Source organism: Pseudomonas sp. 5.2, assembly GCF_059025405.1.
In genome coordinates this window covers 137562-153442 of sequence record NZ_JBYBHH010000013.1, presented here as the reverse complement: position 1 = coordinate 153442, position 15881 = coordinate 137562, and the positions used below count along the sequence as shown (strand labels likewise).

12 protein-coding genes and 1 pseudogene are annotated in these 15881 nt (G+C 59.5%); all 13 read right to left on the bottom strand.

Annotation, left to right across the window (positions count from 1 at the left end; translation table 11 throughout):
• Nucleotides 1-45: 45 nt before the first annotated feature.
• Entirely contained in the window at nt 46-1053 is a 1008-nt protein-coding gene (locus AC5PZ0_RS19930; RefSeq protein ID WP_493855584.1) for a zinc-binding alcohol dehydrogenase family protein, read from the bottom strand.
• A 108-nt stretch (nt 1054-1161) separates the two neighbouring features.
• The gene (locus tag AC5PZ0_RS19925) at nt 1162-1956 is read right to left on the bottom strand and encodes an SDR family NAD(P)-dependent oxidoreductase (protein ID WP_493855583.1); all 795 of its coding nucleotides are present in this window, start codon (nt 1954-1956) and stop codon (nt 1162-1164) included.
• A gap of 257 nt (nt 1957-2213) precedes the next feature.
• Complete coding sequence (glsB, locus tag AC5PZ0_RS19920; RefSeq protein ID WP_027596305.1) at nt 2214-3122, bottom strand: glutaminase B; 909 nt, start codon at nt 3120-3122, stop codon at nt 2214-2216.
• Nucleotides 3123-3241: 119 nt separating this feature from the next.
• Complete coding sequence (locus AC5PZ0_RS19915) at nt 3242-5692, bottom strand: TonB-dependent siderophore receptor (protein WP_493855582.1); 2451 nt, start codon at nt 5690-5692, stop codon at nt 3242-3244.
• 106 nt (nt 5693-5798) lie between these two features.
• Nucleotides 5799-6722: a FecR domain-containing protein gene (locus AC5PZ0_RS19910; RefSeq protein ID WP_493855581.1), complete on the bottom strand. Its 924-nt coding sequence runs from the start codon at nt 6720-6722 to the stop codon at nt 5799-5801.
• Complete coding sequence (locus AC5PZ0_RS19905) at nt 6719-7234, bottom strand: sigma-70 family RNA polymerase sigma factor (protein WP_493855580.1); 516 nt, start codon at nt 7232-7234, stop codon at nt 6719-6721. The genes AC5PZ0_RS19910 and AC5PZ0_RS19905 overlap by 4 nt, the downstream gene beginning before the upstream one ends.
• 129 nt (nt 7235-7363) lie before the next feature.
• The gene (locus AC5PZ0_RS19900) at nt 7364-7870 is read right to left on the bottom strand and encodes a flavin reductase family protein (protein ID WP_265969699.1); all 507 of its coding nucleotides are present in this window, start codon (nt 7868-7870) and stop codon (nt 7364-7366) included.
• Nucleotides 7871-7955: 85 nt separating this feature from the next.
• On the bottom strand, nt 7956-8987 hold the full coding sequence (locus AC5PZ0_RS19895; protein WP_274888732.1) for a methionine synthase: 1032 nt from the start codon (nt 8985-8987) through the stop codon (nt 7956-7958).
• Nucleotides 8988-9014: 27 nt separating this feature from the next.
• Entirely contained in the window at nt 9015-9998 is a 984-nt protein-coding gene (locus AC5PZ0_RS19890; RefSeq protein ID WP_493855579.1) for a DUF1852 domain-containing protein, read from the bottom strand.
• Between the two features lie 315 nt (nt 9999-10313).
• Nucleotides 10314-11540: an MFS transporter gene (locus tag AC5PZ0_RS19885; RefSeq protein WP_493855578.1), complete on the bottom strand. Its 1227-nt coding sequence runs from the start codon at nt 11538-11540 to the stop codon at nt 10314-10316.
• Nucleotides 11541-11921: 381 nt separating this feature from the next.
• Entirely contained in the window at nt 11922-12914 is a 993-nt protein-coding gene (locus tag AC5PZ0_RS19880; RefSeq protein ID WP_493855577.1) for an APC family permease, read from the bottom strand.
• Between the two features lie 5 nt (nt 12915-12919).
• Nucleotides 12920-13084: pseudogene (locus AC5PZ0_RS19875) on the bottom strand (AraC family transcriptional regulator); the annotation flags it as partial.
• 179 nt (nt 13085-13263) lie between these two features.
• Complete coding sequence (locus AC5PZ0_RS19870; protein ID WP_027596312.1) at nt 13264-15789, bottom strand: TonB-dependent siderophore receptor; 2526 nt, start codon at nt 15787-15789, stop codon at nt 13264-13266.
• Nucleotides 15790-15881 lie beyond the last annotated feature (92 nt).

The window sequence follows — 15881 nt, the reverse complement described above, 5'->3', positions numbered from 1 at the left end:
GCGGCGCCCAGTCTTTGGCGCCTGAGTCGCGAATGTACCAGCGGGTTAGAAACCTTCGAGAACGATCTTGCCTTTGGCTTTGCCGCTCTCGATCAGAGCATGGGCGCGCTTCAGGTTGTCCGAGCTGATTTTGCCGAAGTGTTCCCCGATGGTGGTCTGGATCACGCCGTTATCGACCAGCACCGAAATTCTGTTCAGCAACTCATGCTGTTTGATCATGTCTGCAGTGTGATAAAGCGATCGCGTGAACATGAGTTCCCAGTGCAGCGAAAGCGATTTGCGCTTGAGCGGCATGACATCCAGTTGTGCGGGGTCATCGATCAGCGCCAGTTTGCCTTGTGGGCGAAGCACTTCAACGAGCTGCGGCAGGTAGGTATCGGTATGGGTCAGGCTGATGACGTAGTCGACCGGGTTGAGTTTCAGGTTTTCGAGTTGCAGTGGGATTGAGGCGGAGTGATCAATCACATGGTGGGCGCCCAGTTCTTGCAACCAAGACTGGGTCTCTGGCCGCGACGCTGTACCGATGACGGTCAGTTGAGTCAGTTTGCGAGCCAGCTGAACCAGTATCGAGCCAACGCCGCCACCGGCGCCGATCACCAGCAGGCTTTGGCCTTCACCCCCGTTTTCCTGCACGCCCAGTCGGTCGAACAGCAGCTCCCAGGCAGTGATGGAGGTCAGCGGCAAAGCTGCGGCACTGGCATTGTCCAAGCTACGCGGCTTGTGGCCGACGATGCGCTCATCGACCAGGTGAAATTCGCTGTAGCTGCCCGGGCGATCGATTGCGCCGGCGTAAAATACTTCGTCACCCACGTTGAACAGTGACACATCACTGCCCACTTCACGGACGATGCCGACGGTATCCCAACCCAGCACCTGAACCGCTTGGCTGGAACTGCGAGCTCGTACCTTCGTATCTACCGGGTTCACTGCAATAGCCTTAACCTCGACAAGCAGATCGCGAGCTCCAGGCGTGGGCGTGGGCAGGTCTGTTTCGAACAGGGAACGAGCATCGTGAATGGGCAAACCAGCTTCTTGGAAAACTATGGCTTTCATGTGACGTTGTCCTTTACAGGTCAGAGAGTGATGCCAGGCTAACGCCCTTTGTGTACCTCAAAAACTAGCTAATCCGAAGAAGACTTTCGCCACGCTCAAGTTGTTTGATCAAACGCCGTAACGCGGTGCGAGTGTGTTGCTGGAAAGATGCCCGAACAGCGCTTTGCGGCTGCTTTCGTAGCGTTCGAAATGCTGCAGGTCGTGCATGGAAGGGATGGAGATCAGGACGCTGTTGTCGAAGTCTTGAAGGGCGCCATCCACCAGGTCGCTGGCTGACATCACGATGTTGGGATCAAGGTTTTCGACAGGCAGCCCCCCGATCTCCCAGAAGTCGGTCGCTGTGGCGCCTGGCAGCACCGCTTGAACTCTGACGCCATGTTCTGCCAGCTCCTTGTGCAGCGACTGAGTGAAGGCCGTTACGTAGGCTTTGCTTGCGCCGTACACACCATTCAGTAATTCGGGGGCCAGGCTGACGATGGAGGAAATATTGATGACTGCGCCCTGTTTGCGAGCGACGAAGCCCGGAGCAGCGGCGTAGGTGAGCCGTGTCAGTGCGGTGACGTTGAGCGTGATCATCTCGGCCATGCGCTCGACATCGCTTTCCATCAAGATGGTGTGTGTGCCGATGCCGGCGTTATTAACCAACAGGTTGATGCTGGCGTCCTCGCGCAATTTGCGCTCGACGCGCGCCAAGTCCGCTGAGCTGGCCAGGTCCGCCTGGAAGACTTCCACGCTCTGCTGGGTCTCGTTGGTAATACGGCTGGCGAGGGCATTGAGGCGATCACGATTGCGGGCGACCAGAACCAGGTCGTAGCCACGTTGAGCCAGGCGTTCGGCGTAGATCGCGCCGATGCCGGAAGATGCGCCTGTGATCAGGGCGGTGCCTTTGTATTCCTGGGTCATGGTCCAGCTCCGTTGATTGGGTGTGGAGCCATGATGCAGAGAAATTGATATGTCTTAAACGACGCATATAGTCATGATTTAAGACATCAAGAAGCGTCCGGGAGCGTCTTCGCGCAGGCCCAGTGCTTGGGCGCACGCACACTAGGCTCTGTCGGAATAGTTTTGTGGGAGCGGGCTTGCCCCGCGAATGGGGCTACGCGGTGCATGGCACCGGCTTCGCCGGTGTTCGCGGGGCAAGCCCGCTCCCACGTAATGCGTCAGAACACCGACCACCCGATACGTGAACTCAACAACTCGAGCGCCGCCATGCCCGCGTAGGAGTTGCCCGCGGCATTCAGCTCCGGCGACCACACGCATACGGTAAATTGGCCCGGCACGATTGCTACAATCCCGCCACCCACGCCACTCTTGCCTGGCAACCCCACGCGGTAGGCGAAATTCCCGGCTTCGTCATACAACCCGCTGGTGGCCATGATCGAGTTCACCTGCTGGGTCTGGCGTCGGCTCAGGATTTGCTCGCCGCTGTGCTTGCAGAACCCGTCGTTGGCCAAAAAGCAGAAGGCGCGGGCCAGATCGAGGCAGCTCATCTGCAGCGCGCAGTAACTGAAGTAACTGCGTAACACCGTCTCGACGTCGTTATGGAAGTTGCCAAAGGACTGCATGAGGTAAGCCATGGCCGCGTTGCGCGCGCGGAATTGATACTCCGAATCCGCGACGCGGGTATCGATCGCAATATGGGGGTTGGCCGAGAGCCGTCGCACGAAATCGCGCATCGACAACGTGGGGGCTGCGAAGCGCGATTGGTTGATATCGCAGATGACCAACGCACCGGCATTGATAAAGGGGTTGCGTGGGCGCCCGCGCTCGAACTCCAGCTGCACCAGCGAGTTGAATGGCTGGCCTGAAGGCTCATGCCCAAGCCGCTCCCAAATGGCTTCACCGGAATGGCCAATTGCCTGGACCAGGCTGAATACCTTGGAAATGCTCTGCACCGAGAATGGCACCAGGGCATCACCCGCGCAGTGATAACTGCCATCGTTGCCATAGACTGCGATGCCCAATTGCTGCGCTGGCACGTCGGCCAGCGCAGGAATGTAGTCAGCCACTTTGCCCTTGCCGATCAAGGGGCGCACTTCGTCGAGAATCTCGTTCAACAGCGTTTGCATGGAAGGCCCTGTTATCACTCCCCATTCGACAGCGAGGGGTAGCGTTTCAGACGCAGGCTCAGCAGCAAAAATCACACACTCGGCGCGCAGCGGCCCCTTATTTCAGGCCATGAGGCTGCTCAGAAATCGTATCGGGTATTCAACATCACGTTGCGCGGCTCGCCGTAATAGCCGCTGTAGAACGTGGTATCCAACGCACTGATGTATTTCTTGTCGAACAGGTTGTTGATGTTGAGCGTCGTGGAAAGTTGGTCGGTCAGTTGATAGCGGGCCATCAGGTTGACCACGGTGAACTGCGATTGTTTGGCTTTGACCGTGCCCAATGCGATGCTTGGCGTGACGGTGATGTGGGTGCCGCTCTGCCAGTTGGCACCGCCGCCGACGGTCAGGCGGTCGAAGTCGCCCGGTAGTCGGTAGGTGCTCCACAGCTTCACCATGTTGGCCGGGGCTTCGGTGTTCAAGCGCTCGCCATCCCGGTCCTTGGTGATGCCGTGGTTATAGCTGGCCGAGACGTTCCAGCCGGGCATCAACTCGCCGTTGGCCTCGACTTCAAAGCCACGGGTGGTGGCGCCGCTCACGGCTTTGTACGCGGCAGTCATACCATCATTGTTGACGGTCTTGCCTTCGTCGAGCACGGCCAGGTTGTCCTGCTTGACCTCATAGGCTGCGATGCTGGTATTCAGGCGACCGTCGAAAAATTCACTCTTCAGGCCCACCTCGTAGTTGTCGCCTTCACGCGGCTCGAGGTTTGAGCCGTCGGCGTCACGCAGGCTCTGTGGTTTGTAGATGCTGGTCCAGCTGGCATACACCGAGTGGATGTCGTTGAGGTCATAGACCACACCGGCGTAAGGGGTAACAACGCCGTTTTCCTTGTAGTCGGTCGTGCGGTTGCTGAGGGGCGTCGCCGGGTAGGTCAGGTCGTAGTCGTAGTCGTACTTGCTGACTCGCGCACCCAGGATAACCGACAGTTCATCGGTCGGGCGCAGGCGGGTGGCAATGTAGGTGCCGGTCTGGTGAATGACGGTGTCGCCATCGTAAAGCTTGCCGCCACCCATTACCGGTTTGTCTGTGTAGTTGTCCCAGTCGTAGACGTTGACGAAGGTGCCTTCGATGCGGGTACCCCGGGTGGGCGTATGGCGGTTTTCGTAACGTGAATAGTTGTAGCCGACGATCAACTCATGCTGGCGGCCGAACAGCTGGAACGGGCCTTGGGCTTGCACATCCAGGCCGGTCTGTTTCTGCCAGGTGCTGCCTGCGCCACCATACAGGCGTACACCTGCGCCGGTGCTCTCGTCGGGGAAGCCCCAACTGGCGGTGGCCAGTTTGTAGTCGTCACGCTTGATATACATCTGGTTGACCGACGCCTTCAGGGTCCAGTCATACGCCAGTTTCTGCTCGAGGCTTGCGAAGGTGTTGAGGGCATCTTGCGGGTTGTGGCTCCAGCGCGCGGCGCTGTTGGTGGAGCGCGAGAACGACGTTTGCTCGCCATTGCTGTGGAACAGCGGGAACGCCACCGAAGACGAGCCTTGCGGGTTGTTTTTCTGGTAGTCGGCACCCACCGTCAGCAACGTGGTGTCGGTCAGGTCGGCTTCGAGGACCCCGTAGAAAATCTGCTTTTCCTGGGAATAATGGTCCATGAAGCTGTTGTTCTGCTGGTAAGCCGCGACCATCCGCCCACGCACGTTACCGGTGGGCGTCAACGGGCCGGACAGGTCGACTTCGCTACGGTACTTGTCCCACGAACCCACGCCAGCCGTGATGTGGCCCTTGAATTCGGCCGTAGGACGTTTGCGCACGAGGTTGATCGTGGCAGAAGGGTCGCCCGCGCCGGTCATTAGCCCAGTGGCGCCACGCAGCACTTCGACACGGTCGTAGATGGCCATGTCGGCCAGGCTCTGCGCCGACATCTGGGTTGCGATATCCAGCGTGGTGGGGATGCCGTCGAACTGGTAGTTATCAACCGAGTAGCCACGTGAATAAATGTTGAAACGCTCACTGCCAAGGCTCTGCACCGATAATCCCGGCGTCTGCTGCAACACCTCGGTGATGTCGTTCAGCCCCTGGTCATCCATACGCTGACGGGTAACCACGCTGATCGACTGCGGGGTTTCGCGAAGGGTCAACGGCAGTTTGGTGGCCGTGTTGCTCTGGCCTGTGGTGTACGAGCCAGTGCCCTCGGTGGTGGCCCCCAGGCCTGCGGCGTTGATGCTGGTGGCGCCCAGTTCCAAGGCGGCGCCGCGCTCGGCCTTGGCCAGCACGTACCGTTTGTTCCCCGCCTGCACAAGCCGCAGGCCGCTGCCCTGGAGCAAGTGGGCAAATCCCTGGTGCAGCTCGAAATCCCCCTGCAGGCCTGGTGAGCCGAGGCCCGCGGTATCTTCGGCGCTGAAAGTGATCATGACCCCGCTGGCGGCAGCGAATTGGCTGAGGGCCTCGGCCAGGCTGCCAGCCGGGATGTCATAGCGCTGTGCTTGCGCCCAGGCAGCGGGCAGCACCAGCAGCGAGCCGGCCAGGCTCAGGGTGAGCGCTGCGCGGTGAATACCGCAGGCGAGTCGGGAGGGGGGTACGAACATGAACAACTTCCTGTTGGGGTTGGCAATGGCTGCGTTTTTTACGCATGTGCAGCTAGAGCCGAAGCAGAAATTGAAATCTGTTACCCCTCACGCGAAAAAGTTTGTTTCATGCGACACCCGCCTCGATCCGCACCCAGTAACGGGTCAGGCGCCGGATTTGCACGGGCAGGGAGTCCTGCAGATTGGCCAGCACCGCCTCGCTGTCATCCAGCAGGAAGGTGCCGGACAGCCGCAAACCGGCGACCTCGGGCGCGCAACCGAGGTAGCCGGGGCGGTAGCGTGAAAGCTCGGCGAGCACGTCGTCCAGGCGCCAGTCGACCACCACCAGCATGCCTCGCGCCCAGGCTGAACTTTGCGCGGCGGCGGGGTGCAGTGGCCCGATTCGGTCTGCGGTAAAGGTCAGGGTTTGCCCCGCTTCGGCACGCATCACCTGTGCCTGCGCCAGCCTTGGTTGGACCTCCACGGCGTGCGCCTCGACCGTGACCCGGGTGCTGCCGTGCCCCTGGCGCACGGCAAAGCGCGTGCCGAGGGCGAGGATTCGGCCCTCGGCCGATTGCACGCTCAGTGGGCGTGCATCCTTGGCCGTTTCCACCAGAATTTCGCCCTGCTTCAGCACGATCAGCCGCTGCTGGCCATCGAAATGCAGGTTCACTTGGGTGTCGGTGTCCAGCACCAAGCGGCTGCCGTCAGCCAGCGTCAGGTGGCGGCGTTGCCCCACGCGCGTGGCGTAGTCCGCCTGCCAAGGCGAAAGCTGATAACCCTGCCAACCGACCACGCCGACCCCGAGCAACAGCGCCAGCATCTTGACCGCCGCACGGCGCTGTTGCCGGGCTTGTTCAAGGGTCGCCGCACCTCCCGCCGCAGGGGCTTGGGCCAAGCGCTGCTGCAAGTGTTCAAGCCGGGCCCAGGCTTGTGCGTGCTGCGGGTCCGCCGCCAGCCAGGCTTGCCACTGGCTGTGGGTGGCAGGGCTGACCGTGCTTTCGTTAAGGCGCACATACCAGTCCACCGCCTGGGCCAGGGCGCGCTTCATACCTCGTCCAGCAGCAGGCAATGCATCAGGCCGCGGGCCAGGTGCTTGCGCACGGTGCTCACCGATACCCCACAGCGTTCAGCGGCTTTCTCGTAGGACAGCCCGTCCAGTTGCACCGCCAGGAAAATTTGCCGGGTACGCGTGCCTAGGCCATCGAGCAAGCGATCGATGGCGAGCAGGCTATCCAGGATCTGTGCACGGGTTTCTGCCGAAGGGGCGTACGCTTCGGGGCGCAGTTGCAAGGCTTCGAGGTAGGCCTGTTCCAGGCTGCGCCGCCGGTACAAATCGATGACCAAGCCGCGGGCGATGGTCGCCAGGTAGTGCCGAGGCTCCTTCAGGCTGCTGGCGGTGCGGGCCAGCAGCACGCGCACAAAGGTGTCCTGAGCCAGGTCCGCAGCATCCGCTGAGTTGTTCAGCCGATGGCGCAACCAGCTACGCAACCACACGTTGTGGTCACGGTACAGCGCATGCAGATGCTCATGAGGTACTGCGTCGGGTGGCATTGTGGACATTCCCTCTCCCAGCCGGCGGAGGATGCAAATACGAAACACTCTCGATTGTAGAGGGATTGGCCAAGGCTGGGAAGAACACAGAGCGGGAAGTTGAATCGACGCTGCGGGTTGCAGCGCAGTCAACCCTTTTCAGGCGGCTGCTGTGGGGAGGTGGCAATACTCGCCTTTGAAATACAGTAATGGCTGCGTGGTAGCAGCGGCTTGCGGGTTTAGCGCTTTCACTTCACCGATCACGATCAGGTGGTCACCTGCGACGTGCTCGGCGTGAATTTCGCAATCAAGCCAGTGCAGGCTGCCGGCAATGACCGGATTACCGAGCGGTGATTTCTTCCAGTCGATCCCGTGCCACTTGTCCGTGCCGCGTCGGGCGAACTGGTTGGACACCTTGGCTTGTTCACCCGACAGGATATTGACCGCAAATCGACCTGCCTGGCGAATTTTGGGGTAGCTGGCAGAACTGCACATTACGCTGAACGACACCAGCGGCGGGCTCATCGACACGCTGTAGAACGACTGGCAGGTGAAGCCAATCGGTTCATCGTCAAGGTGCGATGTAATCACCGTGATGCCGGAGGCGTAGTGCCCGAGGGCTTCGCGAAACCGCGACGGTTCGATTGCAGCAGTGGGAAGTGACATAAAGACCCTGAGCAGTAAGTGCTGATCGAGTGTGCCAAGGAGGGCCTGAAGCGGCCCCCCGTAAACCACGTATACCGTGAGTTCACTATGCGTTCGCATACTCTCTGCGGACGATTTCAGCGCCTGCAGTCAACGCACTCAATTTCCCCCTGGCAACGTGACGCGGTAACGGCGCCATGCCGCAGTTGGTGCACGGGTAGAGCTTGTCGATGTCGACAAACTGAAGGGCCTTGCGCAGGGTGTTGGCGACTTCCTCGGGTGTTTCAATGGTATGGGTTGCCACATCAATGGCGCCAACCATCACCTTTTTACCGCGAATCAGTTCAATCAGGTCCATCGGCACGCGGGAGTTGTGGCATTCCAGCGAAACGATGTCGATGCTGGATTTTTGCAGCTTGGGGAAGGCTTCTTCATACTGCCGCCATTCTGACCCGAGGGTTTTTTTCCAGTCGGTGTTGGCCTTGATGCCATACCCGTAGCAGATATGCACGGCCGTTTCGCATTTAAGCCCTTCAATGGCCCTCTCCAGGGTGGCCACCCCCCAGTCGTTCACCTCATCAAAGAAGACATTGAATGCAGGTTCATCGAACTGGATGATGTCGACCCCAGCGGCTTCTAACTCCTTGGCCTCCTGGTTGAGAATTTTGGCAAATTCCCAGGCCAGCTTTTCACGGCTTTTATAGTGACTGTCGTACAGCGTATCAATCATGGTCATGGGGCCTGGCAGTGCCCATTTTATGGGTTGCTTGGTTTGCTGACGCAAGAACTTGGCATCCTCGACAAACACCGGTTTCTGGCGAGCCACAGCCCCGACAACCGTCGGCACGCTGGCGTCATAGCGATCGCGAATTCTAACGGTTTCACGCTTCTCGAAATCGACACCGCTGAGGTGCTCAATAAACGTCGTGACAAAGTGCTGTCGCGTTTGCTCACCATCGCTGACAATGTCAATGCCTGCAACTTGCTGCTCGTGCAATGACAAACGCAAGGCATCGTGTTTGCCCTCGATCAGGGCCTCATCTTGCAGCTTCCAAGGCGACCAAAGTGTCTCAGGTTGTGCGAGCCAGGACGGTTTAGGCAAACTGCCGGCGGTTGAAGTGGGTAACAGCTTTTTCATAGTAAAAGACCTTGAACGTGGGAAGCGTCAATGAGCGTAATTGGCGGACCACTGCTCAAGTACGGCGTGGTAGGGTTTGATGAAGTGCTCTTCGGCGAACCGACCTTGTTCAATCGCCAGTCGGCTGCGCTCTTCGCGATCATAGACAATGCGCGTCAATGAATAGTCCTGGTGCTGCAAGCTGGGCTGATAGGACCTTCCAGCGACCGCGTTCGCGTTGTAAATCTCGGGGCGGTAAATCTTCTGGAAGGTGTCCATCGTGCTGATGGTGCTGATGAGTTCAAGGTTGCTGTAATCACCCAGCAGGTCGCCGGCGAAGTAAAAAGCCAGCGGCGCAACGCTGTTTGGCGGCATGAAGTAGCGAACCTTCAAGCCCATTTTCTTGAAGTACTCATCCGTCAGCGAATACGCGTCTTGCTGGTACTCGACCCCCAGTACAGGGTGCTGGTTTTCAGTGCGCTGATAGGTTTTGCTGCTCGAAACGCTCAGGCAAATAACCGGTGGCTTGTTGAAATGCGCTGTGTAGGCCGCTGAGTTCACGAAGCACTGGAACAGTTTTCCATGCAGGTCGCCGAAATCCTCTGGCGTGCTGAAGGTGGGCCGGCCTTTGTTGTGGGCCAGCAAGCGCACGCTGAAATCATAATCGCGCACGTAGGACGAGAAGTTATTGCCGACAATGCCATCGATACGCGTGTTGGTTTTTTTATCAATGACGGTCGTTTTAAGTAGTTCGATCAGCGGCAGGGCCGGGTCACCGCTTTCAGCATCGAGGTTCATCTCAACAGAAATGATCTCCAGCGCTACTGTGTAACGATCGCCGGTGGGGTTGTCCCAATGCGCCAGTGCATTGAAGTGATTGTCGATCATCTTCAAGGTGTTGCGTAAATTCGCTTGGCGGCTGGTGCCTCTCGCCAGGTTGGCAAAGTTGGTGGTGATGCGCGTGTTGTCCGAGGGCTGGTAGTGCTCATCGAAACAGACGCTCTTGATAGCAAAAGCAAGCGTGTTGTTCATGTTGGTGCGGTGCCTTAATCCCTTAATTGTTCAGTGCACCAGAGCTTTCCGGTGCGTTTACGCAGTGTGGGCTTCGCCAGGTAACCTGCGAGCCGGCGCAAAAAACGATAGGGGGATTTTCAGGCGTAAAGGAATATGAGGCAATCTCATTATTTTTGAGATGAACTTTATTTTACCTCATGATTGAAGGGCGCCAGCGACGCACCGCCGTCGCCCTGCGGCCGCGGCGTCTGCTGCCTGCCCAAAAAGACCTGTATACGAGTGCGGCACACAAAGGCGCAAGCTGCCAAAGGCCGTTGGCAGCTTGCGCCCCTATCAGCAGGGTTGAACCGCCAATCGGTTACTCACGTTACGCCCCAGCACCAGCACCGTCGCAAAACCACAACCCACCAGTGCCGTGGCCAAGCTCAGCAATACTGCGGTGCCCAACTGGTCGACGATCTGCCCACCGAAGAACGAGCCCAAGGCAATGATCACCTGGAACATAGCGACGAACAGTGGCATGCCGCGTTCGACATCCTTGGGTGCTACGACAAACATCCAGATACTGGCGCACGCCGGGAAGGCGCCGAAGGCGAAGCCCCACAGTGCGATCAGCATCGCCGCGCCGGTCATACCGGTGGCAAAGTAGGGGAACAGCGCGGTGCTGACGCCTATCATCAGGGCGACCAGCATCAGGGTATGACGTACGCTTCGGTTGGCGGCGAAGCCGGCGAAAATGTTGCCGATGACACCCGCAACGCCATAGAGCAGCAGCAGCGAACCAATGGTCGGCCCATCGAAGCCAGCGCTTTGCTTGAAGAAAGGCGCGACATAGGTGTAGGCGGCAAAGTGCGCCAGGCCAATCAGCAATACCGCGATCAAGCCAACCCGCGCCTGCGGATTGATGAACAGCGCCGGCAGGTCACTGATGCGAATGGCCTTGTCTGGGTTAAGCCGCGGCAACAGCAGGACCTGCGCCAGCAGCACCGGCACGCCCACCAACGCGGTCACCAGAAACGTCATGCGCCAGCCCATCAGGCCACTCAACCAGGTGCCCACGGGCACCCCCAGGACAGTGGCTAGGGTCACACCGACCATGATGATCGACGTGGCCTGCGCAACGCCCACACCCTTGGGCGCCAGGCGGCCGCTGAGGGCAATGGCCGTCGCCCAGAAGCCACCGATGCTGATGCCTAGCAGCACACGGCCGAACAGCAGCAGGTTGAAGTCGCTGGCGTAGGCCACCACCGCGTTGGCGATGATCATGATCAGCGTCAGGCCGATCAGCAGGTAACGACGGTCCAAGGCGCCAATGCCTACAGACAACAAGGGGGCGGCGAGGGCGGCCATGATGCCGGGCAGGGTAACCATCAGCCCGGCCTGGCCGGCGCTGATGCCCAGGTCGCTGGCGACATCGTTGAGTACGCCTACTGGGAGAAACTCGCTGGTCACCAGGGCGAAGGCACCCACCGCGACCGAAAGAATCGCCAGCCACTGCTGTTTGACGCTTTGTTGATTATGTTCGGGAAGGCCGCTAGGGGCCTGGCTGTCGCTTGGCATGGTGCTGGGTTCCAAGGGGGAAGTCGCCTGAAAGACGAGGAGGAGGGGGGAAATTGGAGGCGATTATACGGGTGGGGATGGGCAACTACACAGGCGCGCGGCTTGATAGTAGTCATCAGTGAGATCGATGAAAGGCGCTGTGCAGAGCGGCGGCGGCTGGCTGATGAGGGGCGATGGGGGGCGGATATGCATTGGCGACCGTTTTCGACCCATGGTGGACAGTCAGTGGCTCAAAGTGGTCTGTACATAGGAAACCCATGATTGGCTTTTTCCTGACCTTGTTGTGGATGTAGCCTCGGTCTCTCAACGCTGCGTGCAATGGATCTTGAATATGTCCATCATGTCCGGTCATCTTGATACCGAACGGATGAAACACTTCCTTCATGGATTTTTCGAAACATGTGTCAGCCAGGTGAGATAGATCACGCCGAGGGTAAGCCAACAGAGCCCAATGACGATCGCGGTCGCACTCAGCTGGCTCACCAGATACAGGTTTACGCACATGCCCAGCAGTGGAAACAACAGATAACTCACAAGCCCGAGGCTCTGGCGCCGACGAGCGCGGTAGAAGTAGCAGATGACGCACAGGTTCACTGCGGTGAACCCAAGGAAGGCACCGAAGTTGATGAAGGAGGTCGCCATTTCGAGCGTGAGGTTCAAACCCAGCAGTCCGATTACGGCGGTGAACAGCAGGTTGAACACCGGAGCCTGGGTCTTCGGGCTGAGCGTGCCGAAGAACTTCTTGGGCAGTATGTCGGCCCGGCCCATGAAGTAAAGCAGGCGGCTGGTACTGAGTTGCACGATGAGGCCCGAAGCAAACCCGGAGATGATCAAACCGAGGTTCAGCCAATCCGCAAATATCTGCCCGCCCACTTCGACGGACATGAGATAAGCAGCAATCTGGGCATCTTCGAATACGCCGCCGGGATGGACCAGCTGCATGATGTACGCCACCAACGCAAACAGCAGGCCTGCCGTTGCCATCACCAGCACCACGGCGCGCGGGATGTTGCGCTTCGCGTCGCGCGTTTCCTCGGCCATTGTAGTGACTGCATCGAAACCCAGATAGGAATAGGCCGCCACGGCCGCCGCTGCTGACACACCTAGGAAGGTGCTACTGGGGTTCCAGAGTGGCGCGGTCAGGGCTACCGGAGACTGATGGGCCAGGTGGACAACGCACAGCACCACAAACAGCAACACAAGGGCGATGCCCAACCCTGTCAGCAATTTGTTTGTCCGGTCGGCAAGGCTAAGCCCCAGGACGTTCACCAGCGTGGTCAGGCCAATGTTGACCAACATCCAGCCCCAGAACGGTATGGCAGGGAATTGCACATTGAGAAAAACCGATTGCACCAACCAGGCGACCATGGGCATGAACAGATACCCATGTATGCCGTGAACTGCCGATGGAAGTGAAACGCCGAGAAGTTGGCGATGCGGCTCAAGGCGTTCACCGACAGGTCACCTTCAAGGTGGCTGTCGATGTAGGCAAGCACGGCTTCGAACCGTTTCGCGTAGGCAGGGCAGTGCTGTGAGTCAGTCAACGAGCGGAGTCTCCGGAAGGTGCGGTGAGCGCTAGCATCCGCTGTTCAGGCATTGGGGTGCCTAGCCGTGATTGCTCTGTTGGAAATTGTCGTGACCCTTTACGCGCAGTGAACCCATCATGGGCACGGTCCCCCGGCGTCGTGGTGCCGGGGGCTTCGGTCTGGTGCTTGGGAATATCCTAGAAGCTGTACTTCACATTGACCATCAGGTTACGCGGCGCCCCATAGAAAACCGTGCCGTAGTTGCCAATGCCACTGTAGTAATGCTTGTCGAACAGGTTGTTGACGTTAAGGGTAGCCTTCAGGTTGCGGGTGAAGTCATAGCCACCTACCAGCCCCACCAGCGCGTAGGACTTCTGTTCGAACTTGGCAGCCGGGTCGTCGATCGCGTACCAGTCCTCATCGCTTGGCTTGAAGAAGGTCGAACTCTGCCAATACGCATTACCGCCCACGGTGAACTTGCGCCATTCGCCCTGCAGGCGGTAGTTGGTCGCCAGCTTGAGCAGATGTTGCGGTTGGTTGGTCGCCACGCGCTGGTCATCCGCATCGTGGGATTCGGCGAAGGTGTAGCCCGCCATCACTTGCAGGTCCTTCATCAGTTCGCCGTTCATTTCCAGCTCGACGCCGCGCGTGGTGACGCCTTGCGCTGCCCGGTAGGCGCCGCCGCCACTTGGCGTGGTGCCGCCGGTGAGCACTGCGAAGTTGTCCTGCTTCAGCTCGAACAGGGCCAGGCTGGCATTCAGGCGGTTTTCGAAGTAGGCGCCTTTGATACCGATCTCATAGCTGGCGCCGGTGAGCGGGTCGATGGGCTTGCCGTCCGTACCGAGGCTGTAGGCCTGCGGCTTGAACACGTCGGTGTAACTGGCATACACGGTGTGGTACTGGTCCAGGTCGTAGGTGACGCCGGCGTAAGGCACGATTTCACTGGAGTTGGTGGCGCTGGCCGGGAGGCGGCGACCGATGGCGTTGATCGTGTCGATGTCCCATTTGTAGTCGACGATCCGTGCCCCCAGGATAACTGCCAGCGCGTCGGTGGGTTTGAGAATGGTGGCCGCGAAGCCAACCTTCTGCCGCGCTTCGATATCAAAGGTGGACCACCATTCAAAGTTGGTCGGGGTATCGCCGTAGCCGTCCCACTGGAATACGTCGTCGATGACGCCATTGGTCACGCCATCATCACGCTTGGAGGTGGATTTGGTGTGGGCGATGCTGTAGCCGAACACGGCTTCATGCACGCGTCCGCCCAGCGAGAACGGGCCGCGAGCATACAGGTCCAGGCCTTTTTCCTTGCTGGTGGTGTTGAATTTGCTCGCGGTGCCGTTGTTGTTCACGGCGCCGGTATCGGGGTCGATGTTGCCGCCGATAAAGCCATGGGAAATGCTGCCGTCTGCCTGGATGGCCTCGCTGCTGATGCCCGAGATCAGCTCGCGCGAGCGGTAATCACGGCTGCTGAGCACGCCCTTGAGTACCCAGTCGTTATCGAAGGTATGGGCAAGTTCTGCAAAGGCACGCTGGGTTTCCTGGTTGCGCCAGGTCCAGCGGTCGGCGGCGTTGGTGTCACGGTCGAACTTGACCGTACGGCCATCGAGGAAGAACGCGGGCAGTGCGCCGGTGGTGCTGCCGTTGTCGTAGTTTTTCTGCACGTCGTAGCCAAGCGTGAACAGGGTGCTCTCGCTGAGGTCGGCTTCCAGCACGCCATAGAAGGTGTTCTGCTCGCCGGTCAGGTACTCGACGTAACTGTGCTGGGATTGGGTGCCAGCCACCATGCGGCCACGGACATTACCGCTGTCGGTCAACGGGCCGGCAAGGTCGAAGTCGGCCTGGTATTTGTCCCAGGACCCGGCGCCTGCGCCGATATGGCCCTGTAGTTCGGCAGTGGGGCGCTTGCGCACCAGGTTGATGACCCCCGAAGGGTTGCCGGCGCCGTTGACCAGGCCGGTTGCGCCCTTGAGCACTTCGACCCGGTCATAGACCAGGCTGTTGCCGATGCTGTAGTTGTCGCGCAATGAGCCGCCGTCGGAGGACAGGCTGGGCACACCATCGAACTGGTAGTTATCCAGCTTGAAACCGCGCGAATAGAAGGTAAAGGCTTCGGAGCTTTCCTGGTTGACCGTGACACCGGGCGTTTGCTTCAGGACTTCGGAAACACTTTGCAGGTTCTGGTCGTCCATCTGCTGGCGGGTGACCACGCTGATCGACTGCGGGGTTTTGCGCAGGCTCAGGTTCAGGCGTGTGGCGGCGGCAGTTTCGCCGGTGGTGTAAGAGCCGCTTCCCTCGGTGGTCAGGCCCAAACCTTCACCCGTGATGCTGGTTGCGCCCAGTTGCAGCGCCGAACCTGCATCAACCTGGCTCACCAGCACATAGTTGTTGCCCACCAGCAAAGCCTGTAGCCCGGTGCCGGCCAGCAGTTGGGCAAACCCCTGTTCGATACTGTAGCCACCGCGCAGCCCGCTGCTCTGCCGTCCCTGGGTCAGCGCCGCATCGAACGACAGCAGCACCCCGGCCTCGCGGGCGAAGCGGTTCAGGGTCGTCATCAACGGCCCTGGGGCGATATCGTAGACGCGGCTGGCCTGTTCGGCGTGGGCCTGGGCGCCCGTCGACAGCAGCGGGGCCAGCAGCCCGGCATGCACTGCGATGGCGCTGCCAAGCAGCAGGGAGGTGAGGTGTTTTCGGCGTGGGTATGGGCAGCTTGTTGTTCTAGGCATGACAGCTCCTTCAAATGCCTGTTTGGGCGGTTTGCAGGAGAGCTCGAACGAGAGAGGCCAATCCGACAATGCGGTTGAGAAATATTTTCACC

Excerpts from the sequence above, each read along its gene's own strand:
- AC5PZ0_RS19930 (WP_493855584.1), bottom strand. The coding sequence starts at position 1,053 with ATGAAAGCCATAGTTTTCCAAGAAGCTGGTTTGCCCATTCACGATGCT.
- AC5PZ0_RS19925 (WP_493855583.1), bottom strand. The coding sequence starts at position 1,956 with ATGACCCAGGAATACAAAGGCACCGCCCTGATCACAGGCGCATCTTCC.
- glsB (WP_027596305.1), bottom strand. The coding sequence starts at position 3,122 with ATGCAAACGCTGTTGAACGAGATTCTCGACGAAGTGCGCCCCTTGATC.
- AC5PZ0_RS19915 (WP_493855582.1), bottom strand. The coding sequence starts at position 5,692 with ATGTTCGTACCCCCCTCCCGACTCGCCTGCGGTATTCACCGCGCAGCG.
- AC5PZ0_RS19910 (WP_493855581.1), bottom strand. The coding sequence starts at position 6,722 with ATGAAGCGCGCCCTGGCCCAGGCGGTGGACTGGTATGTGCGCCTTAAC.
- AC5PZ0_RS19905 (WP_493855580.1), bottom strand. The coding sequence starts at position 7,234 with ATGTCCACAATGCCACCCGACGCAGTACCTCATGAGCATCTGCATGCG.
- AC5PZ0_RS19900 (WP_265969699.1), bottom strand. The coding sequence starts at position 7,870 with ATGTCACTTCCCACTGCTGCAATCGAACCGTCGCGGTTTCGCGAAGCC.
- AC5PZ0_RS19895 (WP_274888732.1), bottom strand. The coding sequence starts at position 8,987 with ATGAAAAAGCTGTTACCCACTTCAACCGCCGGCAGTTTGCCTAAACCG.
- AC5PZ0_RS19890 (WP_493855579.1), bottom strand. The coding sequence starts at position 9,998 with ATGAACAACACGCTTGCTTTTGCTATCAAGAGCGTCTGTTTCGATGAG.
- AC5PZ0_RS19885 (WP_493855578.1), bottom strand. The coding sequence starts at position 11,540 with ATGCCAAGCGACAGCCAGGCCCCTAGCGGCCTTCCCGAACATAATCAA.
- AC5PZ0_RS19880 (WP_493855577.1), bottom strand. The coding sequence starts at position 12,914 with ATGCCCATGGTCGCCTGGTTGGTGCAATCGGTTTTTCTCAATGTGCAA.
- AC5PZ0_RS19870 (WP_027596312.1), bottom strand. The coding sequence starts at position 15,789 with ATGCCTAGAACAACAAGCTGCCCATACCCACGCCGAAAACACCTCACC.